Here is a 24,398-nt window from a genome sequence, read left to right as displayed (position 1 = left end):
TACGATGAAACGACAAACAGGTTTGTTACTGGCAAGCGCGTTACTGCTTATGGCACAACCGTCCTGGGCAACGGTCTGCCAAAATTCGAATGGCACACCAACGGATGTTTTTTACGATCTGTCCAATGTCTTTAACAGCAGCAACAACCAACCGGGACAGGTGGTGACGTTGCCGGAAAAATCAGGCTGGATTGGCGTCAATGCCACCTGTCCGGCAGGGACGACGGTGGATTACACCTATCGAAGCTATGTCACTGAACTTCCGGTTCAAAGTACCGAGGGCGGTTTTCAGTACCTGAAACTCAATGACTACCTGCTGGGGGCTATGAGCATCACCGACAGCTACGCAGGCTTGTTTTATCCACCGCGCAATTATATCCGGATGGGGACTCACCCTAACGTGCCTAAGCAGCAACCTTTTGGCGTAATGGATTCAAAGCTGGTGTTTAAACTCAAAGTGATCCGCTCATTTATTAACATGGTGCCCATTCCCCGGCAGACAATGTTCAGAGTCTATGTCACCACCAGTACCGGAGATGCGCTGAGTACGCCGGTTTACACCATTAGCTACAGCGGTAAGGTGGAGGTTCCACAAAACTGCGAAGTGAACGCCGGACAGATTGTCGAGTTTGATTTTGGCGATATTGGCGCATCGCTGTTTAGCAAGGCGGGCGCGGGCAACAAGCCCGAAGGTATTAATCCGCAGACTAAAACGGTGGCCATAAAATGCACCAACGTTGCCGCTCAGGCCTACTTAACCATGCGGGTAGAAGCGGAGAAAGCCTCCGGGCAAATGATGGTTTCAAACAACCCGGATTTAGGTTTCATTGTCGCTGACAGCCGCGGTAATCCACTCACGCCCAACAATCTGTCCAGCACTATTCCATTTCAACTGGATGACAACGCCGCGGCGAGTGTTGGGATCCGGACATGGCCGGTCAGCGTGACGGGCAATAAACCTACGGAAGGGCCTTTTACTGCCCGTGGCTATCTGCGAGTGGACTATGACTAATAAGCAAACGCCCTCCGCATGGGTATTTCTGGCGATTATGCCGATGCTGGCATTCAGCGTTTTATGCCAGGCCGCCTCGTCGCTGGGGGAAATCAATATTGAACTGCGCGGTAACGTGGTGGATTTTACCTGCGCGGTGATTGCCAGCGACAGCAATAAGTCGGTTGATTTAGGCACCTGGCCGACAAAGCAGTTACAGACCAGCGGCGACACCACCCAACCGGTCTCGTTTACGCTGAAGCTTGAAGGCTGCCCGCCGGGATCCGCGTCGATAACGTTTTCCGGGACCCCGGCCCCAGGCACTACGCTACTGGCGCTCGATAACGCGCTTATGGCGCAAAAGGTGGCTATTGAGCTGCGCGATAGCGACCGGACGCGATTGCCGCTTGAGCAGGCCAGCCAGACCGTCGGTATTGATGAGAATGGCAATGCCACGCTGACTTTTTTTGCCAACTATATCGCGCTGGCTGATGGGGTGCAGCCCGGTGTCGCCAGGGCCGATGCCACATTTATGATTAACTATAACTAATCATTGCGCTGACAAAACACTCCCGAACGACATCTCGCCGGGAGTGTTGTTACATTAATTCATGCATTTTAGCGTAGTCGATCAGTTCAACGATGGTATGTAAACCGAGCTTGGAGTAGATATTAGCCTTGTGAGCGCTAATCGTTTTATTACTGAGTAGCAACTGTTCAGCAATTTCCTTGTTGGATAGCCCGTTTGCCAGATAACGCAAAACCGTCACCTCGCGGTTAGAGAGCGGCATATCATTTAATACACCTTTTTGCACATTTACATTGTTAATAAAGTTCAGTGTATCAGAAGGGAAAAAAGAATATCCTGATAAAATCATTTTTACCGCATTGTAGATATCATTTAGATCCTTTCGTTTACTGACAAAACCATTTGCCCCGGCGCGAATAGCGCGCCCGGCATAAAAAGACTCAGATTTTGAAGACAGAAATAGCACCCGAGTATTCTCCTGCAATGATTTTATTCTCTTGAGTAATGTAAAGCCATCAGAGCCAGGCAGTTCAATATCCAGGATGACAAGATCGACAGGGTACGTGCGTAGATGTTCTATTGCCGCGCGGCTGTCATCGGTTTTCAGCACAACCTGAATATTACTGTTTTTTTCGAGGAGTACTTCTATCGACATTCTGACAATAGGGTGTTCGTCCATAATGATAACGGATGCTGGTTTCATTGTTGTATGCCTCAAACTGTTTGCGTATCTTGCGAATTTGATAAAACATCAGGCGTTATAATATTGTCAAATAGCCAAGAGTTGTTCTGAGGAGAACCGAATAAATACTATTTCGTCCTTGTTTATTCGGTTGTTCTTCTACAGAACAATGAATTTGTGGAACATCCATTTCACACTGGAAAAACTAACAATTAATCAGGAAACAGTGAGGATTATACCTGCTCCGCTCTTTCGGAAAAGACTTACAACATCCCGATTGTTAATGGCAGTTAGGATGTTCTGAAAGATCCAGATGTGTTAATGACTATTGGCATTATTTATCTGTGGTTCGAATTATGGCAGATTGAAAATTTATTTTAAATAGTAAAAACGATACAATAAGCTAATTGTTTAGGTTTTGTTAAGTCAGCGGGAACACTATTTTCGAGCGATGTACGCAGAAACAGTAAGGTTAAGTGTGGAAGAGGTGGTATCTATAATACCAGGAATAGTTGTAAATATTAAATATTTGTGAAAATTGGATCAATTTTCTCATGTAAAAATAAGTAATTTCTTAAAAAATCTTACTGTACATGGAGTTATGGTGTTAAATTAAATGATGAGAGGTAACGTTGAGACGATGTATCAGATGCAAAAAGCGCTGCCGGTTTGGTAATCCCAGGCGGGTAATCAACTGGTTCAGGCGATAGATGATGCGGTGGTAGGGTTGTGTCTGTAACTGCGCAATCTTTTTTAAGGAGTTACCTTGTAAAAGTAAGGTCACCATATCCCAATCGACCTGCTTTATGCGCCTCGAATGAATATAATTTAGCAACGGGGATAATAACGCCTGACGCATCTCTGGGAGGTGTAGACTGCGTGATAAGATATAAAAGGGGCCAGACAGTGATATAAAGGTTTTAAGATCTTCATCATGACTGGAAAGCAATATGAAGATTTGGATATCATTCCGCTGTTTAAGTAGTTGGCGCAGGCACTGAAGAATATCGAAGTAAGAGCTTGTTAAGCCTTCTATATCAACCACTAACTGACTAATGACCGACTTTTGCAGGCAGACCAGCGCCGATTCAATGGACCGGAAGATCGCGGTGCGCGTGCCTGAGAATAAATGGCGGCTCAGTGTATAGGCAAGATAATAGTCCACTGTAATAATCGCCTGAGATATAGTATCGCCCGGTATGGTGTATTCGATTTTTTGCGCCAGATACTCGATTTGGTCGAATACTTGTGAGGTACAGTGGGGATATTGATGGGTACAGTTAGCGTTTCGTATACGGCGATGTCGTTCCCGGCGTTTTGCGCTGTGCATCCGTTTCCATTCCATTTCTGTTGCGGCAGGTCTGGATAAATTGCTGACAACAAACATCCCTGACCCAAATTTTTCCAGCGCGACGGTGAGTTCCCTTGTGCCGTTGGGTTTCAATGTCTTCAACAATCACCAGACTGGCAATTGAGTATCCCATCAGAATAATCTGCCGGAAGTTTTCTGATGTCTTACTCAATGCCCAAAAGATCGTTTTATCCAGTGCAACCTCTCTCTGGGATTAGTTAAAATATTACCGGGTGTGCCTTTCGGTTACCTCATGAATAGTATGACTGGATTATTCTGGCAGTCAGTTGCCAGGTACAGTAGGAGCCGATACTTAATTGATGGTGAGATATTTCTCAATAAAAAATTAGGCGGAGAGGTTCCACCTAATTTTGTAGAAAGTTCAGATGCGCCCGGATGTATCTTAAGAATTGCTGATCGTTTTTCACGTGCAGCTTTTTCATAATGCTGCGACGGGTTGCTTTGGCATGGATATCGCTGATTGAGAGCAGGTGAGCGGTTTCGGCTAACGTATATCCGCTGGCAAGAAACATTAAGAACTGGCGCTCTGCGATAGAAAAGTTGCGGGTGGTGCAGTAATGGCAGATAGTCGCCGGTACGCTGTTGCGTAACGCGCGTTTTTGCAAGATGAGGACTAATTTTTTGGTGATCTCGTCAACGTCATCTTCCCGATAGATCAGCGGCAACATGTACAGGCAGGGCCGGAACATCAGCTTATCTTTATCGTTTCTGTTGCAGATCACCACCCGGTGTTGGCGCCTGGTGTGAACCGGAACCTGATAGCATTCAGCGCTGAGCCAATCTTCATCCAGTGAGATAAACGCGATGTCGGCGCGATCGATCTCCTCGACAGGCAAAAAACTAATCTCCTGATGCCACTGATTTGCCAGATGGGAAATAATGATTTTCAGCCCGTGTTCAAAGTGACTATTTTCTTCCTTGATGGCGATACTTAACATTGAAGAATTCCTGAACCGCTGGAAAGAGGGTAGGGGAATGTTAAGCAAAATCATAAATATTCTAAATACATGTATCCTTAAATCTGGCGCTATGTGGGCTGAGTTGTTACCAGGTGATTTCCTGGATACCCTTGAACGGCCAGAAAAATCAACATTCGTACACTTCGCCAGCAACTGAAACAAAAGGCATTGACTCAGCAAGCGCTGACCGTATAATTCACGCGTTTCTCTGCATGAAGTTATCACTTCACAATGCGCCCTTAGCTCAGTTGGATAGAGCAACGGCCTTCTAAGCCGTAGGTCGTAGGTTCGAATCCTACAGGGCGTACCATTTCAAAGTAAGCCCCAATTCTTAGCTTCTGCGTACCGCTACGAACCTTCCTTCTCCAGCCATATTTCTACTTCATTAAGACTGCGTTGCACTTCCTCTCTGAGTGAAAAGTCCGCAAACGGCTGTTGTTCTAGCGCTGCACACATCTTGCTGGCTGAGCGCATTCCCATGCTGGCACAACTGCTTTTGAGCTGATGCGCCAGGCGCTTTAGCTGCTCGTATTCGCCTTCTGCGCGTGCAGCGTCAATGTCATCTAATAAAGGCAGGGTATGTTGCTTAAAGAGTGCTAACCATTCATGTACTTTTTGCACTCCCATGGCCTGGATATCGTCGGCCAATTGCTGAGTGTCCAACCGTGCGCTTTTACCCCCAGGGATTTGCGAAGTGGCTTCGTTATCGCGCTGATGCAGATAATGGGTAATCAGCCGACTGAGTTCATCCCGGGGGACCGGTTTTTGAATAATGCCGAGAAACAAGGCGCTGGTTCTTTGGCTAAGCGTTTCGTCGATAACGTGCGCGCTAAAGCCAATCAGGTTAAGCCCCGGATACGCGCGGGTTAACTGTTGTGCCAGCGTGATACCGTCGATATCCGGCAGATCGAAATCAACCAGGGCAGCGTCATAACGAGCATTTTTCTGCAATATTTTTAGCGCGTTAGCAGCGCTGTCGGCAGCGGTGACCTGTGCACCATTGAGAGTGAGCATTTCCGTGCTGATGTCCTGCGTGAGGGGATTATCCTCAATAAGTAATAAACGCAAACCTTGTAACGATACCCTGTGTTGGATGGATTTAACCATGGGCATTGCGGCCGCGCGTAATGGTAAACGTAGTCGAAAACAGCTCCCGACACCGGGTGTACTGGTAACGCTCAATTCTCCCTGCATCGCCTGAGCCAGACTTGCGCTGATGGTGAGTCCCAGCCCGGTTCCCCCACGTTTGCCGCTGACTTGTACAAACGGCTGAAAAATATCGCGCTGACGGGAGGGGTCAATCCCACATCCGGTATCTTCAACCTCGATAAACCAGTCTTTGTTTTCACGCCGGCTACGCAGGATGATGTGTCCATGATCGGTAAAGCGTAGTGCGTTGTTTAATAAGTTAGTAATAATTTGTCGGATGCGCCGCGGATCGCCGCGTAGGGCAACGGGTAGGTCATCGGTAAATTCCGCTACCAACTCGACGGGGCTACCCGCGACGCGGCCATGCATTAGCTGAAGCAAACTTTCCAGCAAGGGTTTGTGTTCAAAAGGTTCATCGCCGATCGCTACATTTTTACCACCTGCTTCGATGGCGGAATAGTCCAGAATATCGTTAAGGATGGTCAGTAGAGACTCGCCCGAGTCGGTGATGGCGCGTAAATTATCCCGATGTTGCGCCAGAGCGGGATTGTCTGAGAGCAATTGCGCGGTGCCAAGGATCCCATACAGCGGAGTGCGTATTTCATGGCTCATGGCGGCAAGAAACGCCGATTTTGCCTGGTTGGCTTTTTCGGCCTCAGCGCGCGCTTGTCGGTGTTCATATACCAGAGAACGAAGCTCTGCGGTGCGAGCTTTAACCTGAGCAGCCAGATGCTCACGATGGCTATTGAGCGTATGAACGCTGGTACGAAAGGCATCCATCAAACGACCAATGGTATCCAGTTCGCGAACACCCGCGGTTTCCGGGAAGGGGGAATCAATATCGCCTTCCAGAAGGCGCTGTAACGCCTGCGTCTGCTGTGCCAGCGGACGGGTGACTGAGCGATAAACCACACGCCAAAGAATGAGAATCAACAGACACAATGAGACGCCGCTCAAAAGCAACAACAGGTTTTGCCCGCGCTGGCTGGCTTGTTTGAGATGCGCCAGTCCGGTCTGGTTGCGTTGGCCGATGATTTCCACCAACTGACTGACTTCGCTACTGAAACGGGTGAATTGCTCGATATTGTTCTGCGATAAGATCTGTAACCGGGTGGTGATGTCATTATCCTGACGATACAGGGCCAGCAGATCAACATAGCGGCCAATCGTATCGACGGTATTGGCAACCTGAGCGCGTACCACCGGATCCTCAATACGAATTTGTCGGCGGTGAAGCACTCTCACGGCGGCATTGAGCTGGGTTTCCAGCGCCGCCAGGTTATTCTGCGCCTGGTTATTCCCCAGATTCATCACCCTTTGCTGCACCCGTAACGCGCTCAGACGCAGTTCGTTCATCTGATTGTAATATTCCAGATCGATATCAATGAGCCTGTCCAGCGCTTGTTCAGCGGCCTGGCCCTGACGGCCCTCAATCAGATCATAAATGCTTGCCTGAGTAGCCCCCGCAGACGTGGCGGCATTATTGGCCTGTCCGCGCGCCATTTCGGCTACGTCTGTGGTGGCCTCAACAATTTGCTGGCTGAGTTGCTGCTGTTGATCGCGTAGCTTCAAACGCTCGCCAACCATCTCCCCCTGATGGCTTAACGACTGGGCGATCTCTTTTTCCTGTTGTTCAATGGCCGAGGTGTCAAAGCCCTGCTCACGAAGGGTTTTCAGTAATGCAGTTATTTTCAGGCTTTGGGCGGTTAACATCCGTCCCTGAGCCAGCCACATGTTTTCATTATCTGCGGTGGTCAGATTCTGCGCGGCAAACAGTTCCCAGGCGCTGGCTTCGCTGAGCTGACGCGCCATATCCATGGTCGGGATAAGCGCCTGAGTATTGGCCTGCTCAACCTGGCTGACAAAACGCAGGTTATACCAGCCTACCAGCGTGCTGATGAGGGTCAGTGTCGCCATCAGCGCAAAGCCAATCCACAGTCGTTTGGTCAGAGATAAATTCACTGTCTGGTCGCCACAGATTAAAAAGGTTGAGTCCAAAAGAGGAAAGCAACTAGGATAAAGCCTTATCAATGATGAGGCTATCATGCGCGTATTGCTTTTCCTGCTGATCACACTTTTTCCCGGTCTGGGTCATGCGACCGAGTCCCTATTGCTGCGCTGGCAGGGTCCGCGACAGGCTGTCCCGCAATCGCAATTGACCGTGACGGCAAACAAGGCATGGAAACTGTGCGCGCTGTATCCGAGTCTGAAGGATTCCTATTGGCTTTCAGTCAATTACGGCATGCTTGAGGCCGCGAAAAAATATGGGGTAAGCCTGAAGGTGTTTGAAGCGGGAGGGTATCGACAGTTTAGCACGCAAAAATCACAAATCGCCCAGTGTCAGCAATGGGGCGCGGATGCCATTTTGTTAGGCAGTAGCACGACGACTTTTCCGGATTTGCAGGCGCAGGTGGGCACGCTGCCGGTTATTGAGGTGGTGAATGCGATACATGACGCAACGGTGAAAGCCCGGGTTGGTGTGCCGTGGTTCCAGATGGGGTATCAGCCAGGTCGCTATCTGGTTAAATGGAGCGGTAGCAGACCACTAAAAGTTTTATTATTGCCAGGCCCTGACGACGCGGGCGGCAGCCGCGAAATGGTGGATGGATTCCGCCAGGCGATTGCTGGTAGTCAGGTACAGATTGTGGATATGGCGTTGGGTGATAATGATATTGAAATACAGCGTAACCTGCTGCAGGAGATGCTTGAGCGTCACCCGGATGCCGATGTGGTTGCCGGTACGGCAATTGCGGCAGAAGCGGCGATGGGGGAGAGGCGTAATCAGGGAACGCCATTGACCGTGGTCTCTTTTTATTTGTCGCATCAGGTTTATCGCGGGCTTAAACGCGAAAGAATTATTATGGCTGCCAGCGATCAAATGGTCTGGCAAGGCGAACTGGCGATTCAGCAGGCTATCAGGGTGTTACAAGGACAGTCGGTGCCGGAAAATATCAGTCCGCCGATCCTCGTGCTTACGTCGAAAAATGCCGACAGCCGGCATGTTCAGCGCTCATTGTCTCCCGGCGGATTTCGACCTGTTTATCTGTATCAGTACACATCGGCTGCTAAAAAATAGCCTTCTCCATGCTGTGTCACCAGCAAATCGGCCCGCAGCTTGTGGCGCAAACGGCGGATCAGAACGTCCACGGTGCGTAAGTCAGGATTATCTACCCGTCGTGCGGAAAGCATGCGTAATAAGCGTTCCCGACTGAGAATCTCCCCCGGATTAGTGACAAAGGCGACCAGCATTTCATATTCGGCGCGGGTAAGTTTGATGGCCTCATCGCCAAGCTCCAGGGTATGGCGGGAGACATTCAGACAATATCCGGCAAACTGATAGCAGTTGTCTTTGGTCTCCGGCTGCGCCTGGCGGGCAAGATCGATCCGCCAGAGCAAATTTTTCACCCGAACCACCAGTTCACGTAGCTCTAACGGTTTAGTGACATAATCATCTGCCCCCATTTCCAGGCCAACGATACGGTCGATTTGGTCGCTGCGACCCGTCACCAGAATGATGCCCACCGTTGAGCGTTCGCGCAGGGCGCGCGTCAGCATTAAGCCATTTTCGTCCGGGAGATTGATGTCTAACAGAATCAAATCGGCAGGGTGTTGCAACATGATTTCACGCAGGCCGGCTCCGCTGGCGGTGACTGAGACGTGATAACCTTCCTGTTCGAAGTAAGCCTGTAACCGCGCCTGGGTGACCGGATCATCTTCAACAATGATTATGTGATGCGACATCCTGGTTGCTGTCTCTTTCTGTTCATATCTGTTCACATTGTGCCGTAAGCCATTCATCCTGACCAGTGTTGCTGTTCACATTTGAGAAATAAGATCCTTTGTAACTAAACCATATAATTACAGGGGCTATTATGCGGGAACTATGGAGGGCGCTGCTCAGACCGAGCGCACGTTGGTCAGTGTTGGCGCTGGTCGTTATCGGGATTGTGGTCGGCATCGCGCTGATCGTCTTACCGCACGTTGGCATTAAATTAACCAGTTCAACCGAGTTTTGCGTGAGTTGTCACAGCATGCAGCCGGTTTATGAAGAATATAAACAGTCGGTGCATTTTCAGAATGCCTCCGGGGTGCGTGCAGAGTGTCACGATTGCCACATTCCATCAGATATCCCTGGTATGGTGAAACGTAAGCTGGAGGCCAGCAACGATATCTACCAGACCTTTGTTGCCCACTCTATCGATACGCCTGAGAAATTCGAAGCCAAACGCGCCGAGCTGGCGGAGCGCGAATGGGCGCGAATGAAAGAGAACAACTCCGCAACCTGTCGTTCCTGTCATAACTATGATGCGATGGATCACGCTAAACAGCATCCTGAAGCCGCACGCCAGATGAAAATTGCGGCGAAGGATAACCAGTCCTGTATCGACTGTCATAAAGGCATTGCGCACCAACTTCCCGACATGAGCAGCGGTTTCCGCAAGCAGTTTGATGCGCTTCGCGCCAGTGCGAATGATGATGGCGATACGCTCTACTCACTTGACATCAAACCTCTGTATGCCGCGAAAGGTGATAAAGAACCCGCAGGCTCACTGCTGCCCGCCTCTGAAGTCAAAGTGTTAAAGCGTGACGGCGACTGGCTGCAAATCGAAATTGTGGGCTGGACCGAGAGTAACGGACGTCAGCGCGTGTTGGCGCAACTGCCGGGTAAGCGCATTTTTGTGGCTTCTATTCGCGGTGATATCCAGCAGCACGTGAAAACGCTGGAACAAACCACCGTCGCAGAAACGAATACGCCGTGGAGTAAGTTGCAAGCCACTGCCTGGATGCACAAGGGCGATATGGTTAACGACATCAAGCCGATTTGGGCCTATGCCGACTCACTCTATAACGGAACCTGTAACCAGTGCCACGGCGCCCCAGAGAAAGAACACTTTGACGCCAACGGCTGGATTGGCACGTTGAACGGCATGATTGGGTTTACCAGTCTGGATAAACGCGAAGAACGTACCTTGCTGAAATATCTGCAGATGAATGCCTCTGACACCACGGACAAGCCACATAGCGCTACGGGAGAAAGCAATGAAAAATAACGATCTCTTTCAGGCATCTCGCCGACGTTTTCTGCTGCAATTGGGCGGTTTGACCGTAGCCGGTATGGTAGGACCCTCTCTACTCACACCGCGTAGCGCCAGTGCCGCCGAGGTACAGGGAACAGGTGTTAGAGAAGGAATTTTGACTGGTTCTCACTGGGGAGCAATCCGTGCCACCGTGGTTGATGGGCGTTTTATCGAGGCGAAGCCGTTTGAGCGTGATAAGTACCCGTCCAAAATGATCGCCGGACTGCCGGATCATGTGCACGGTAGCGCGCGTATCCGTTATCCGATGGTGCGCGTTGACTGGTTACGTAAACGACACCAGAGCGATACCACACAGCGCGGCGATAACCGCTTTGTGCGCGTTTCCTGGGATGAAGCGCTGGACTTCTTCTATCAGGAGCTGGAGCGCATTCAGAAGACCTATGGTCCAAGTGCGCTGCTCACGGCCAGCGGCTGGCAATCAACCGGCATGTTCCATAATGCTTCCGGCATGCTGGCGCGCGCCATTGCGCTGCACGGCAACAGCGTGGGCACCGGGGGAGACTATTCCACCGGCGCCGCTCAGGTGATCCTGCCGCGGGTGGTGGGTTCAATGGAGGTGTATGAGCAACAAACCTCCTGGCCATTGGTGTTGAAGAACAGCAAAACCATTGTTCTGTGGGGCTCCGATCTGATCAAAAACCAGCAGGCGAACTGGTGGTGTCCGGATCATGATGTCTATGAATACTACGAGCAGTTGAAGGAAAAAGTGGCGCGTGGCGAGATCTCTGTCATCAGTATTGACCCGGTCATCACCTCGACTCATGACTATCTGGGTCGTGATAAGGTTAAACACATTACCGTAAATCCGCAGGCTGATGTGCCGCTACAGTTGGCGTTGGCGCACACGCTCTATACCGAGAAGCTCTATGACCCGCATTTTCTCGATAACTACTGCGTAGGGTTTGAACAGTTTCTGCCTTATCTGCTGGGAGAAAGTGACGGACAGCCTAAAGATGCCTTGTGGGCGGAAAAAATATGTGGGATCGATGCCGACACGATTCGTGAACTGGCACGGCAGATGGCGGGTGGTAGAACGCAAATTATTGCCGGCTGGTGCGTCCAGCGCATGCAGCATGGGGAGCAATGGGCGTGGATGATTGTGGTGCTGGCTTCAATGCTCGGACAAATCGGTTTACCCGGCGGGGGTTTTGGTTTTGGCTGGCACTATAACGGCGCGGGTACGCCAGGCCGTAAGGGTGTAATTCTGAGTGGTTTTTCTGGCTCTACCACCGTTCCTCCGATACATGACAGCACCGATTATAAGGGCTATAGCAGCACCATCCCTATTGCACGTTTTATTGATGCGATACTGGAGCCGGGCAAGAAAATTAACTGGAACGGTAAAACGGTGAAACTGCCGCCGTTGAAGATGTGCGTTTTCGCCGGGACCAATCCGTTCCATCGTCACCAGCAGATCAACCGCATTATTGAGGGCTGGCGGAAGCTGGAAACCGTTATCGCTATTGATAATCAGTGGACCTCGACCTGTCGCTTTGCCGACATTGTATTGCCTGCGACGACGCAATTTGAACGTAACGATCTCGACCAGTATGGCAACCACTCCAACCGCGGCATTATCGCCATGAAACAGCTGGTACAGCCGCAATTTGAAGCGCGTAATGATTTCGATATTTTCCGCGATCTTTGCCGCCGCTTTAATCGTGAAGAAGCCTTCACCGAAGGATTGGATGAGATGGGGTGGTTGAAGCGGATCTGGCAGGAAGGAAGCCAGCAGGGGAAAGGGCGCGGCGTTCATCTCCCGGCATTTGACGTCTTCTGGAATCAGCAGGAGTACGTTGAGTTCGAGCATCCGCAGATGTTTGTTCGACATCAGGCATTCCGCGAAGATCCCGATCTTGAGCCGCTGGGGACACCAAGCGGTTTGATCGAAATTTTCTCGAAAACTATTGCCGATATGCAGTATGACGACTGCCAGGGGCATCCGATGTGGTTTGAGAAAATCGAACGATCACACGGCGGGCCGGGGTCGCAGCGTTGGCCGCTGCATCTGCAATCCGTCCACCCGGACTTCCGTCTGCATTCGCAGCTTTGTGAATCTGAAGCGCTACGTAAGCATTATGCGGTAAGTGGCAAAGAACCGGTGTTTATCAACCCGCAGGATGCCAGTGCAAGAGGGATTCGCAATGGTGATATCGTCCGTGTATTTAATGCGCGTGGACAAGTGCTCGCCGGGGCAGTTGTCTCCGATCTCTACTCGCCTGGCGTCGTGCGTATTCATGAAGGTGCCTGGTACGACCCGGAGAACGGCGGAGAAATCGGGGCACTGTGCAAATACGGCAACCCGAACGTGTTAACGATAGATATCGGCACGTCTCAATTGGCACAAGCCACCAGTGCCCATACTGCGCTGGTGGAAATCGAGAAATATACTGGCAAGCTGGCGAATGTGACGGCATTCAGCGGCCCGATTAAAATGGTGGCGCAGTGCGAATATGTTCCGGCAGAGCAGGGGAGGTCATAATGAAAGACTCTTCCCTGACATCCGAGCAGGTGGCCTGCGTTTACGCTTGGCTGGCGCAGTTATTTTCCCGTGAGCGAGATGACGAAAGCCTGGAGCAGTTGCAGTCCAGCGAAATGGCGGAGTGGTTTGCATTGCTAAAAAGTGAGCCATCGCTTGAGGCGGAAGTACTTCTGCTGGAGGAAAAAATTGCGGCGCTTAAGATGCGTGAAGACGTCACTCTGGAACTGGCAGCTGATTTTTGCAGCCTGTTTCTGATGTCGGATGAACATGCGGCATTACCCTATGCGTCGGCTCATCTTGAAGAGGGACCGAACTACGGCGTCATTAAACAACTGTTATCTGATGCGGGCATGCAGGTCAGCGATACGTTTAGCGAGTCAGCCGATCACCTGGCGATTTTCGTCGAACTGCTGAGCCATCTGCATTTTTCACTGGCTGAAGCTGGCTTGCGTCATCGGCAAATTGACGCGCTGCGCAGAGAAACGCTGGCGGGGTTGTTACGCTGGTTACCGGAATTCACCGCTAAATGCTGTCGTTATGATGATTTCGGGTTTTATGGCGCACTGAGCCAGCTGTTGCTGGCATTGGTCAGGCTGGATAATCAGCACTGAGTGCTGATCTGCGTCGGAATAAAAACGGGCGTAAATTTACGCCCGTGTTTATTGTGTTAGCCAGTGTCAACGTACAACCAGCACCGGACATTTTGCATGGCGAACTACGGCAGAAGCCGTTGAACCCAGCAGGTAGGTGCTAAAACCAGGCTTATGCGAGGCGATGACGATAAGTTCGGCGTCAACCGCTTCCGCCAGTTTGAGGATCTGATCCTTCGGCGGGCCGTAAACGACGTGGATTTGACTCCTGCCAGCAGGAATGTTGAATTGCTTAACAATCTCTTCGAGTTTTTCACTGGCCTTGGCCTGCAGACCACTGCGATCCGGGAATTCGCTTGAGTAGGCCAGCCCCAGCGAGGCATAGAACGGAACGGTAGGAATAACGGCCAGAAAATGGACCCTGGCGGTTTTGGCATGCGCCTGAACCTGCGGCACAACATGGCGGGTTAAATCGGCTTCAGAGATATCAATGGGCACCAGAATTGAGCGATACATATTCACTACCTCCTGTTTGTTTACCTCTATCCTGAGTGTACCCAAGGTTGTCTCTGTATAATAAGTGACCAGATCAAGGTTACGTGCATAATTGTCGTTAATGATAAACGGGGAACGTAAGTTCCCGTTTTCTAATGCAGATGTGGGTCACGTTTTACCGCCTTTAGTTCGCCAGCACGATGACATCCCCCGTTGCCGGGGCTTTTGTTCCCGGTAGCCACATTCGTCCCCACGAACCGGTACAATGACAGCCGAGCAGTTTTTCCGGTTGCTGCTGCTTAATAAATTGCCGCGTCCGCCACAGCTTAGCGGGAGAGGCGGCGCGTAAATGGAACCCACCGATGAGGGCGTGAATTTTGCCAATGCCGGTGATGTTCTGGCAATAGCGGACGATATTTTCTATTCCCCGGTGCCCGCAGCCGGTAATGATCACCAGCCCACGGTCAGATTTATAGATCAATACGCCTTCATCGCTGATGTAATCCGGTTGAGGTGTTTTCTCGCGAATAATACCGTAGGCTTGCGGTGTGGGTACGCTAATTTCCCCGGACCACAAAAAACGATCGCTTATCGCCAACGGTTCGCGGGTGTATTCCATATTCAGACGAGAGTAGTCGTTATCGCGGGAGAGTTTTTTAATTTGTCGCGGCTTTCCCGCAAGCGTTATCGACGCGTAACGCTCGCAGGCTATTTGAGGATGGCAAATAATACGGCTGTTATCGGCAAGCCAGGGGACGCCACCACAATGATCGTAATGACCGTGTGACAGCACCACGGCGGTTAATTGCGTCAGGTCGATCCCCATTTGCGCAGCGTTTAGTATGAAGCTGTCATCCGGCCCGGTATCAAACAGTATGGTGGTGGTTTCATCCTGAATTAACAGACTTAATCCAGGCTTTGCCCGTAATGTTTTATCTGCACCAGCAGCGCGCCGGTTTTCAAGCAATACCGTGAGGGTTAAAGCCATGCCTGACTCCAGTCTTAAAACGGCATACTGTAACGCACTGCTTTTGAGAGCGCTGTGATCGCAGCGCCCTTTGGCGTTATCCGTTATCGCGAACTGTTTGCCTGCGCACGGTGTTTTTCCGCCTGCTGCTCATGGGCATAGGAATGAGCATTATTTGTCGACTGATGTACTACCATCGCTTTTTCATGTTCATTCATTTGTGAAAATGATTGTGCATGGGATGACGTTTCGGCTGCATTAACGCCTGCTGAGATAAAAAACGCGATAGCTAAAAAAGAGGACATCTTATTCATCATATTTCTCCTGTGTGGGTTTACGGAAGAAATTATAATTAGCGCACGCTGTCAGTGACGTGACAGGAATATGACGGTTAAGTCAGAGAACAGGAATGACTTAACCGTTATTACCAGAGATTAAATTGCATGCCGGGGCAGCGTCAGAATAAAGCGGGTGGCATGTGAATCAGATGTCACCGCAACTTTTCCCTGATGGGCAATGACTATCGATTTCACGATCGCAAGGCCAATACCGCTGCCTTCTCCCTTACGTTGCCGGGAAGGATCTACCCGATAGAAGCGGTCAAAGAGTCGCGGAAGATGTTGTGGAGGAATTGGCGGGCCGGGGTTCTCAACGACTATCTGCACCTGTTCATCGGCCTCTTTCACCCGCACGGTCACTGACTCGCCTTTTGGCGTGTAGCGCATGGCGTTTGAAAGCAGATTACTCATTGCCCGGCGTAACATTAACGGATCGCCCGATACCCAGCATTCGCGTCCCTCAAAGCGTAAACTAACCTCACGTTCTTCTGCCCAGGCTTCGAAAAAGTCGAACACTTTACTGACCTCATCAGCCAGATTGAGCGCGGTCTTTTCCGGGATCAGTTGATTGTTGTCCGCTTGCGCCAGAAACAGCATGTCACTCACCATCTTCGACATCCGGCCAAATTCTTCGAGATTGGAATACAGCACGTCCTCCAGCTCTTTTTGGCTACGGGTCTTGCTTAGCGCAATTTCTGTTTGCGTGACCAGGTTAGTGATTGGGGTGCGGATCTCATGGGCAATATCCGCTGAGAAATTCGACTGACGTTTAAAAACATCCTCGATGCGTTCGATCATGTGATTAAACGAACTTACCAGCTGTTCCAGTTCAATAGGCACGGCTTGCGGGTCGAGGCGTACGTCGAGATCTTTCGAGGTGATATTTTGGATGCGGCGACTGACATTACGGATAGGCTCATGGCCTTTATAAACGGCGAACAGCACGATAAAAACAATCATCATACTAATCAGCGATGCTGTCATAATCAGTTTGTTTTTCAGGTCATTAATATAGTGCAGATGAAAATCGATCGATAACGCCAGGTACAGCGTATATGCCGCTTTTCCATTGGCAAGCTGTCCGACAGGCAAACGAATCATGCGCCAGTTTGATGATGTCATCTGCCCGTGCGTATGTTTGGGCGTTTGCAGCATGGGACCAGATATAATAAAGACATCGCGGGCATGGGCATTTTTATCCGGCCTTGCACTGGCAATAAATTGCCGGAGATCCGGGGTGCCAGGTGAATGAAAAATAGCCTTCTGATTGCTATCTTCCAGAGAAATAATGACGTTCGAGTAACCCGCCACGACGTTTTTTAGCGTTTCCAGTCGGCGTGATTCAGGTTCGTTCGGTTGATTAAGAATACGCTCCAGCGTGGCGCTGATCTCTTGTAAATCATTGATGTCCTGCTCGGCGAAATGCACTTTTACTGAGTGGATCATTATCCATGCGAAGGCGAAAAATGAAGCGATAGTCGCCAGACTGATAAAAAAGGTCAGTCGCGTCGCCAGGGAAAAAGGGCGTTGCCATCGTTTACTGGCCATCAGGAACCTCAAGCATATATCCCACACCGCGCACGGTCTGAATCAGTTTCGGCTCAAAGTCATTATCGATTTTGGCGCGCAGACGCTTAACGGCGACGTCGATGGCGTTGGTATCGCTGTCAAAATTCATATCCCAGACCTGAGAGGCAATCAGCGAGCGGGGTAAAACTTCTCCCTGGTGGCGCAGGAAAAACTCAAGCAGCGTAAACTCTTTGCTGGTCAGGGTGATGCGCGCCCCGCTGCGGGTGACTTTTCTACTCACCAGATCAACCATTAAATCTGCGACCTGAAACTGACTTTCGACAATCACCGCCGCGCCCCGGCGTAATAGCGTTCTGACCCGCGCCAACAGTTCGGCAAAGGCAAACGGTTTGACCAGATAATCGTCAGCGCCTAATTCCAGACCTTTAACCCGATGTTCAATAGTACCCAGCGCGGTGAGGAGAAGAATGGGCATGCCTTTGTTGGCGCTACGCAGCATGCGTACGATATCCCAGCCGTTTACATCCGGTAGCATGATGTCGAGTATGAGCAGATCGTAATCGCCGGTCATCGCCAGGTGGTACCCGTTTAGGCCGTTGTCCGCCAAATCCACGACAAAACCTGCTTCCGTCAGGCCTTTTGTCAGATATTCACCGGTTTTTTTCTCATCTTCGACTATCAAAATCTTCATCGCATTCTCCTTCTCGCACTGCTTGTGCGGACTTTCAATTCTAGGGAAGCGGGATCGGATAGCAATCGGTTATTGGGAAAATGACAGTTTTGTCATTTTCCTGTCACCGGTTAAACAGAGTCACTTCGTTAAAGTACAACCCTATAAATTCCTACATATTTTAGGGTCATCAGTCCGGTCAGGACGAGAAGAACTATGAGCAAATTTAAGCTTCTTACCCTCAGCGCGATATTCGTTCTCGCCGGTTGTTCATTAGCGCCGGACTATCAGCGCCCGGCTTTGCCGGTGCCACAGCAATTCTCCTTAAGCCAGAATGCGCTGGTGTCAGCCTCGGGGAATTATCAGGACACCGGCTGGCGGACCTTCTTCGTTGACGACCAGGTGAAGGTGCTGATTGGTGAGGCGCTGGTCAATAACCGCGATTTGCGTATGGCAGTGCTGAAGGTTCAGGAGGCGCGAGCGCAATATGGCGTCACGGACGCTGACCGCTATCCGCAAATTACGGCAGGCTCCAGCGGTACCTACAGCGGTAAATTAAAAGGCGACAGCGGCACCGATCGCGAATTCGAGGCCGGGCTGAATCTCAGTTTCGATTTGGATTTTTTTGGTCGGCTGAAAAATATGAGTGAAGCCGATCGACAGAATTTCTTTGCCAGCGAAGAGGCGCGTCGGGCGGTACATATCTCATTAATCTCTAACGTGTCGCAAAGTTATTTCAATCAGCGTCTGGCTTATGCACAACTGCAAATTGCCGAAGAAACGCTGCAAAACTATCAGCGTTCCTACGCCTTTGTTGAAAAACAACTGGTCACCGGTAGCACTAACGTACTGGCGCTGGAACAGGCGCGGGGCGTGATTGAAAGTACGCGCAGCGAAATCGCGAAGCGTAAAGGTGAACTGGCGCAGGCGAACAACGCGCTGCAACTGTTACTGGGTACCTACGGAAAATTACCCGAGGATCGGGCGCTCAGTCGCGGAGATATTAAACCGGTTACGCTGCCGCCATCACTCTCGTCGCAGATACTGTTGCAGCGCCCGGATATTATGGAAGCTGAGCACGGATTAATGGCGGCGAATGCCAATATCGGCGCCGCGCGGGCGGCATTTTTCCCGTCGATTACCCTGACCAGCTCCGTGTCCAGTAGCAGCAGCGATCTCTCCAGCTTGTTTAATGCTGCCAGCGGCATGTGGAATTTTGTCCCCAAAATAGATATTCCAATTTTTAACGCCGGACGTAATCAGTCCAATCTCGATCTGGCTGAAATTCGCCAACAGCAGTCGGTGGTGAATTACGAACAAAAAATTCAGGGCGCATTTAAAGAGGTGGCGGATGCGCTGGCGTTGCGCCAAAGCATTGCCGAGCAAATTAGCGGCCAGCAGCGCTACCTGGCGTCATTGCAAATCACCTTACAACGTGCCAGAGCGCTGTATCAGAATGGCGCGGTTAGCTATATCGAAGTTCTGGATGCTGAACGTTCTTTATTTGCCACGCAGCAATCGCTGCTCGATCTTAATTACTCCCAGCAGGTTAATGAAATTAAGCTGTTTGCTGCCTTAGGCGGCGGTTGGGTGGAGTAATCCTTAATATTAACTTTTCAGGAGCATCAATTATGAATACTACCGCCAAAGCCGTGCTGTTAAGCCTTTTCTCTGTGGTCATATTTAACGCTCAGGCCAATGAGCATCAACATGGCGAGATGATGAATATGCAGCCGGCGGCTCAGCAGGAACAACGCATTAGCGCTACCGGGGTGATTGAAGCTGTTGATATGGAGAGTAAAAAAGTCACGATTAAACATGATCCTATTCCGGCGGTGAACTGGCCGGCCATGACGATGCGTTTTACGCTGGTGGCCGATACCAGGGCTGACGATATTAAACCGGGTGATAAGGTCGCGTTTACGTTTGCTCAGCAGGGAAATATCTCTGTTTTACGCGATATTCACATCAGTAAATAACGTTCTCGCTGGTCTCTTTAATTCTTGCCCGGGTTCTTGCGAGCGCGGGTGAGATTATCGCGCAATGGAAATCATTATGGCGTCTTTAAATATTAAAAATACCGCGCTTATTCTCGCTGGCATGATTGCAGGCGGAATTATTTCTGTCGGTGTTTATACTTATTATTCATCCGCAAAAGTATCGACCGAAACCGGACAGGCTTCGCCAAAAGAAGCCAGAAAAGTTCTGTTCTGGTATGACCCCATGTATCCGAATACGCGTTTTGACAAGCCGGGCAAATCGCCGTTCATGGATATGGATTTAATCCCGAAATATGCCGATGAAGAGACCGCAAGCGCGTCAGCACCTGGTGTGCGCATCGATCCCACTCAGACCCAGAATCTGGGGCTAAAAACGGAACCCGTGCGTCGGGGACCACTGCACTATGCGCAAACTTTCCCGGCTAACGTGAGCTATAACGAATACCAGTTTGTTATTGTCCAGGCACGCTCCGCTGGCTTTATCGAGAAGGTTTACCCGCTTACCGTGGGTGACAAAATCAAGAAGGGTTCTCCGCTCATTGACCTGACGATTCCTGACTGGGTTGAGGCACAGAGCGAATATTTGCTGCTGCGCGAGACCGGCGGCAGCGTGACGCAGGTGGAAGGGATTCTGGAGCGATTACGCCTTGCCGGTATGCCGGAAGCGGATATCCAGCGTTTAAAGTCGACGCGTAAAATTCAGACCCGCTTTACCCTGAAAGCCCCCATTGATGGGGTGATCACCGCATTCGATTTGCGTACCGGCATGAATATTTCCAAAGACAATGTGGTCGCGAAAATTCAGGGAATGGATCCGGTATGGGTCAGCGCGTCGGTCCCGGAATCTATTGCCTGGCTGATTAAAGACGCCTCGCAATTTCGCATCACGGTTCCTGCCTGGCCGGATAAGCCATTCACCATCAGTAAGTGGAGTATTTTGCCAAGCGTTGATGCCACCACGCGTACCCTCCAGCTGCGTTTGCAGGTTGATAACCCCGACGAAGCGCTCAAGCCTGGAATGAATGCTTACCTGCAATTGAAAACGCAAAGCGAGCCGATGCTGCTGATCCCGTCTAAAGCGTTAATTGATACGGGTACCGAACAGCGGGTGATTACCGTTGATCAGGAAGGTCGATTTGTGCCGAAGCAGGTGGCTGTTTTCCATGAATCTCAGGGGCAGACGGCTATTCGCTCAGGCCTGACTGAAGGTGAAAAAGTGGTGTCCAGCGGTCTGTTCCTGATTGACTCCGAGGCGAATATTTCTGGTGCCCTTGACCGTATGCGCGCCCAGAACAGTGGTGCGCAAGACGCAGGCGCGATGCCGGCCCAGGCGACCCATTCACATTGAGGATATGATAAATGATTGAATGGATTATCCGCCGTTCAGTGGCAAACCGTTTCCTGGTGATGATGGGGGCGCTGTTTCTCAGCATCTGGGGAACCTGGACCATCATTAACACGCCGGTTGATGCGCTGCCCGATCTCTCTGATGTCCAGGTGATAGTCAAAACCAGCTACCCCGGACAGGCCCCGCAAATCGTTGAGAATCAGGTCACTTATCCGCTGACCACCACCATGCTGTCGGTACCCGGCGCGAAAACGGTGCGTGGCTTCTCGCAGTTTGGCGATTCCTACGTCTACGTCATTTTCGAGGATGGTACCGATCCTTACTGGGCGCGCTCGCGCGTACTGGAATATCTCAACCAGGTGCAGGGAAAATTACCGGCAGGCGTTAGTGCTGAAATGGGGCCGGACGCCACGGGCGTCGGCTGGATCTTTGAATATGCGCTGGTGGATCGCAGCGGAAAACATGACCTCGCGGAATTACGTTCTCTTCAGGACTGGTTCTTAAAATATGAGTTAAAAACGATTCCTAACGTGGCGGAAGTGGCCTCGGTGGGCGGCGTGGTTAAACAGTACCAGGTGGTTATCGACCCGATGAAGCTGACGCAATATGGCATCAGCCTGGCGGAGGTGAAATCTGCGCTGGATACGTCAAATCAGGAAGCGGGCGGCTCGTCTGTGGAGATGGCCGAAGCCGAATATATGGTTCGTGCCAGTGGCTATCTGCAAACGCTTGATGATTTTAATAACATCGTCCTGAAAACCGGGGCCGACGGTGTACCGGTTTATCTGCGCGATGTGGCACGCGTCCAGATTGGGCCGGAAATGCGCCGTGGGATCGCCGAACTCAATGGCGAAGGCGAAGTCGCGGGTGGCGTGGTTATTCTACGATCCGGTAAAAATGCGCGTGAGGTGATCTCTGCCGTTAAAGCCAAACTCGATACGCTGAAAAGCAGCCTGCCGGAAGGCGTTGAGGTAGTTACAACATACGATCGCAGTCAGCTTATCGATCGCGCCATTGATAACCTGAGCTACAAGCTACTGGAGGAGTTTATCGTCGTTGCGCTGGTGTGCGCGCTGTTCCTGTGGCATCTGCGTTCGGCATTGGTGGCGATTATTTCCCTGCCGTTGGGGCTGTGTATCGCGTTTATCGTGATGCATTTCCAGGGGCTGAACGCCAATATTATGTCGCTCGGGGGAATTGCTATTGCCGTTGGGGCGATGGTTGATGCGGCAATCGTGATGATTGAGAACGCCCATAAGCGACTGGAAGAGTGGGGGCATCAGCATCCGGGTGAAAAGCTGGATAACGCCACGCGCTGGAAGGTCATTACCGACGCCTCGGTGGAAGTTGGCCCGGCATTGTTCATCAGCTTGCTGATTATCACGTTGTCATTTATCCCTATTTTCACCCTTGAAGGGCAGGAAGGGCGGCTGTTTGGTCCGCTGGCGTTCACCAAAACCTATGCCATGGCGGGCGCGGCATTTCTGGCCATTGTGGTTATTCCGATCCTGATGGGGTTCTGGATCCGCGGGAAAATACCGGCGGAAAGCAGCAATCCGCTTAACCGCTTCCTGATCCGTATTTACCATCCACTATTGCTGAAGGTGCTGCACTGGCCCAAAACCACAATCCTGGTAGCGGTGCTGTCAATACTGACGGTTATCTACCCGCTGAATAAAGTCGGTGGTGAATTCCTGCCGCAGATTAACGAAGGCGATTTGCTGTATATGCCTTCGACACTGCCGGGGATTTCGGCGGCGCAGGCGGCGGACATGCTGCAAAAAACCGATAAGCTGATCATGACCGTTCCTGAAGTGGCGCGCGTATTTGGTAAAACCGGCAAGGCGGAAACCGCAACAGATTCCGCGCCGCTGGAAATGGTTGAAACGACGATCCAACTGAAGCCGCAGGATCAGTGGCGTCCGGGTATGACGATGGACAAAATCATCGCCGAGCTGGACAAAACCGTGCGCTTGCCGGGGCTGGCGAATCTGTGGGTACCACCTATTCGTAACCGCATCGACATGCTCTCTACCGGGATAAAAAGCCCTATCGGGATTAAAGTGTCAGGTAACGTGCTGGCTGATATAGATGCCACGGCGGAACAAATTGAAGAGGTGGCCAGAACCGTGCCAGGCGTCGCCTCTGCGTTAGCTGAGCGTCTGGTAGGGGGACGCTATCTCAACGTGGATATTAATCGTGAGAAAGCGGCCCGTTATGGCATGACCGTTGGCGATGTACAGCTGTTTGTGACCTCCGCAGTGGGAGGCGCGATGGTGGGCGAAACGGTAGAAGGGATCGCGCGTTATCCTATCAACCTTCGCTATGCGCAGAGCTATCGCGACAGCCCGCAAGCGCTGCGTAATTTGCCCATTCTGACCCCCATGAAACAGCAAATCACCCTGGCTGATGTGGCGGATGTCACGGTCGTTTCTGGGCCGTCAATGTTAAAAACCGAAGATGCGCGACCCACCAGTTGGATTTACATCGATGCCCGCGATCGTGACATGGTTTCGGTGGTGAACGATCTGCAAAAAGCGATCGCGGAAAAGGTACAGTTAAAGCCGGGGACCAGCGTGGCGTTCTCCGGTCAGTTCGAACTGCTTGAACGCGCCAGCCATAAGCTCAAATTGATGGTGCCGATGACGCTGATGATTATCTTCGTCCTGCTTTATCTGGCTTTCCGTCGCTTTGGCGAAGCGCTGCTGATTATCACCAGCGTTCCCTTTGCGCTGGTAGGGGGGATCTGGTTCCTCTACTGGATGGGGTTCCATATGTCGGTCGCGACCGGAACCGGGTTTATTGCTCTGGCTGGCGTGGCCGCGGAGTTTGGCGTGGTGATGCTGATGTATCTACGTCACGCCATAGAAGCAGAGCCCGCGCTGGAAAATCCGCAAACCTTTACGGCAGATAAACTGGATGAAGCGTTATATCACGGCGCAGTACTGCGCGTGCGCCCGAAAGCAATGACCGTGGCGGTGATTATCGCCGGGCTGTTGCCCATCTTGTGGGGGACAGGAGCCGGGTCAGAAGTGATGAGCCGCATCGCCGCACCGATGATTGGCGGCATGATTACTGCGCCGCTGTTGTCGCTATTCATTATTCCGGCAGCCTATAAGCTGATGTGGCTGCACAGACATCGCAAGCAAAAGTAACCTTATCAATCATACGCCTGTCTTCGGTTTGTACCCCGAAGC

Annotated in this window: 20 protein-coding genes and 1 tRNA gene; 11 read left to right on the top strand and 10 right to left on the bottom strand. The window is 51.1% G+C overall.

The features are described 5' to 3' along the window. The first annotated feature begins 4 nt into the window (after nucleotides 1-4). Together fimH and sfmF are read left to right on the top strand one after the other, a co-directional pair. Complete coding sequence (gene fimH / locus FDX14_RS02930) at nucleotides 5-1,012, top strand: type 1 fimbria D-mannose specific adhesin FimH (RefSeq protein ID WP_042309941.1); 1,008 nt, start codon at nucleotides 5-7, stop codon at nucleotides 1,010-1,012. Beyond that, on the top strand, nucleotides 1,005-1,541 hold the full coding sequence (gene sfmF, locus FDX14_RS02925; RefSeq protein ID WP_137348970.1) for a fimbria assembly protein: 537 nt from the start codon (nucleotides 1,005-1,007) through the stop codon (nucleotides 1,539-1,541). Before fimH ends, sfmF begins: the two co-directional genes overlap by 8 nt. A gap of 49 nt (nucleotides 1,542-1,590) precedes the next feature. Here the strand turns inward: sfmF and fimZ are convergent, their stop codons facing one another. The 3 genes from fimZ to fimW all read right to left on the bottom strand — a co-directional run bounded on the left by fimZ (nucleotide 1,591) and on the right by fimW (nucleotide 4,512). Then, on the bottom strand, nucleotides 1,591-2,223 hold the full coding sequence (fimZ, locus tag FDX14_RS02920) for a fimbria biosynthesis transcriptional regulator FimZ (protein ID WP_038638509.1): 633 nt from the start codon (nucleotides 2,221-2,223) through the stop codon (nucleotides 1,591-1,593). Nucleotides 2,224-2,809: 586 nt separating this feature from the next. Further along, nucleotides 2,810-3,532, bottom strand: coding sequence for a fimbria biosynthesis regulator FimY (fimY, locus tag FDX14_RS02915; RefSeq protein WP_137349027.1), 723 nt, complete (start codon nucleotides 3,530-3,532; stop codon nucleotides 2,810-2,812). Nucleotides 3,533-3,918: 386 nt separating this feature from the next. Further along, complete coding sequence (gene fimW / locus FDX14_RS02910; RefSeq protein WP_061381606.1) at nucleotides 3,919-4,512, bottom strand: fimbria biosynthesis transcriptional regulator FimW; 594 nt, start codon at nucleotides 4,510-4,512, stop codon at nucleotides 3,919-3,921. 254 nt (nucleotides 4,513-4,766) lie between these two features. Here fimW and FDX14_RS02905 point away from each other — a divergent pair. After that, nucleotides 4,767-4,843 (top strand) — tRNA-Arg (locus tag FDX14_RS02905). 38 nt (nucleotides 4,844-4,881) lie between these two features. Here the strand turns inward: FDX14_RS02905 and torS are convergent. Beyond that, nucleotides 4,882-7,644: a TMAO reductase system sensor histidine kinase/response regulator TorS gene (gene torS / locus FDX14_RS02900; RefSeq protein ID WP_212734832.1), complete on the bottom strand. Its 2,763-nt coding sequence runs from the start codon at nucleotides 7,642-7,644 to the stop codon at nucleotides 4,882-4,884. 82 nt (nucleotides 7,645-7,726) lie between these two features. Between torS and torT the strand changes: the two genes are divergently transcribed. Next, nucleotides 7,727-8,758: a TMAO reductase system periplasmic protein TorT gene (gene torT / locus FDX14_RS02895; RefSeq protein ID WP_042309933.1), complete on the top strand. Its 1,032-nt coding sequence runs from the start codon at nucleotides 7,727-7,729 to the stop codon at nucleotides 8,756-8,758. On the opposite strand, the gene torR is transcribed toward torT, so the two are convergent. Beyond that, nucleotides 8,731-9,423, bottom strand: coding sequence for a two-component system response regulator TorR (gene torR, locus FDX14_RS02890; protein WP_061381608.1), 693 nt, complete (start codon nucleotides 9,421-9,423; stop codon nucleotides 8,731-8,733). The genes torT and torR overlap by 28 nt on opposite strands. A gap of 131 nt (nucleotides 9,424-9,554) precedes the next feature. On the opposite strand from torR, the gene torC reads away from it, so the two are divergent. Genes torC through torD form a run of 3 tightly spaced genes read left to right on the top strand, consistent with a single transcriptional unit; the run spans nucleotide 9,555 to nucleotide 13,874 of the window. Beyond that, nucleotides 9,555-10,733, top strand: a complete 1,179-nt coding sequence (gene torC, locus FDX14_RS02885; RefSeq protein WP_137348969.1) for a pentaheme c-type cytochrome TorC — start codon at nucleotides 9,555-9,557, stop codon at nucleotides 10,731-10,733. Next, nucleotides 10,723-13,263, top strand: coding sequence for a trimethylamine-N-oxide reductase TorA (torA, locus tag FDX14_RS02880; protein WP_061381610.1), 2,541 nt, complete (start codon nucleotides 10,723-10,725; stop codon nucleotides 13,261-13,263). The genes torC and torA overlap by 11 nt, the downstream gene beginning before the upstream one ends. Beyond that, nucleotides 13,260-13,874 carry a molecular chaperone TorD gene (gene torD, locus FDX14_RS02875; protein ID WP_061381696.1) on the top strand — a complete coding sequence of 205 codons (615 nt, stop codon included), beginning with the start codon at nucleotides 13,260-13,262 and terminating at the stop codon, nucleotides 13,872-13,874. Before torA ends, torD begins: the two co-directional genes overlap by 4 nt. A 66-nt stretch (nucleotides 13,875-13,940) precedes the next feature. On the opposite strand, the gene uspF is transcribed toward torD, so the two are convergent. From uspF to cusR, 5 genes are all read right to left on the bottom strand, one after another. Beyond that, a complete protein-coding gene (gene uspF, locus FDX14_RS02870; protein ID WP_137348968.1) occupies nucleotides 13,941-14,369 on the bottom strand; it encodes a universal stress protein UspF in 429 nt (142 codons plus the stop codon). A gap of 163 nt (nucleotides 14,370-14,532) precedes the next feature. Then, nucleotides 14,533-15,336, bottom strand: coding sequence for an MBL fold metallo-hydrolase (locus tag FDX14_RS02865; protein ID WP_137348967.1), 804 nt, complete (start codon nucleotides 15,334-15,336; stop codon nucleotides 14,533-14,535). An 83-nt stretch (nucleotides 15,337-15,419) separates the two neighbouring features. Next, nucleotides 15,420-15,629, bottom strand: a complete 210-nt coding sequence (locus FDX14_RS02860) for a PcoE/SilE family metal-binding protein (RefSeq protein ID WP_137349025.1) — start codon at nucleotides 15,627-15,629, stop codon at nucleotides 15,420-15,422. A gap of 120 nt (nucleotides 15,630-15,749) precedes the next feature. Continuing rightward, nucleotides 15,750-17,201 (bottom strand): Cu(+)/Ag(+) sensor histidine kinase, encoded by a 1,452-nt coding sequence (locus FDX14_RS02855; protein ID WP_137348966.1) that lies wholly within the window; start codon nucleotides 17,199-17,201, stop codon nucleotides 15,750-15,752. Then, on the bottom strand, nucleotides 17,191-17,874 hold the full coding sequence (gene cusR / locus FDX14_RS02850) for a copper response regulator transcription factor CusR (protein ID WP_038638530.1): 684 nt from the start codon (nucleotides 17,872-17,874) through the stop codon (nucleotides 17,191-17,193). The genes FDX14_RS02855 and cusR overlap by 11 nt, the downstream gene beginning before the upstream one ends. A gap of 195 nt (nucleotides 17,875-18,069) precedes the next feature. Here cusR and FDX14_RS02845 point away from each other — a divergent pair, with 195 nt between their 5' ends. The 4 genes from FDX14_RS02845 (at nucleotide 18,070) to FDX14_RS02830 (ending at nucleotide 24,356) form a co-directional block, all read left to right on the top strand. Then, nucleotides 18,070-19,452: an efflux transporter outer membrane subunit gene (locus FDX14_RS02845; protein ID WP_137348965.1), complete on the top strand. Its 1,383-nt coding sequence runs from the start codon at nucleotides 18,070-18,072 to the stop codon at nucleotides 19,450-19,452. Nucleotides 19,453-19,484: 32 nt separating this feature from the next. Continuing rightward, nucleotides 19,485-19,832 carry a cation efflux system protein CusF gene (cusF, locus tag FDX14_RS02840; RefSeq protein WP_137348964.1) on the top strand — a complete coding sequence of 116 codons (348 nt, stop codon included), beginning with the start codon at nucleotides 19,485-19,487 and terminating at the stop codon, nucleotides 19,830-19,832. Nucleotides 19,833-19,908: 76 nt separating this feature from the next. Further along, nucleotides 19,909-21,201: an efflux RND transporter periplasmic adaptor subunit gene (locus tag FDX14_RS02835; protein ID WP_042309918.1), complete on the top strand. Its 1,293-nt coding sequence runs from the start codon at nucleotides 19,909-19,911 to the stop codon at nucleotides 21,199-21,201. Between the two features lie 11 nt (nucleotides 21,202-21,212). After that, entirely contained in the window at nucleotides 21,213-24,356 is a 3,144-nt protein-coding gene (locus tag FDX14_RS02830) for a CusA/CzcA family heavy metal efflux RND transporter (protein WP_042309917.1), read from the top strand. Nucleotides 24,357-24,398 lie beyond the last annotated feature (42 nt).

It is taken from the genome of Citrobacter sp. wls710, assembly GCF_005281115.1.
Lineage (GTDB): Bacteria > Pseudomonadota > Gammaproteobacteria > Enterobacterales > Enterobacteriaceae > Citrobacter > Citrobacter werkmanii.
Note: the sequence above shows the minus strand (reverse complement) of the source record. Positions and strands in the feature narration are given on the sequence as shown.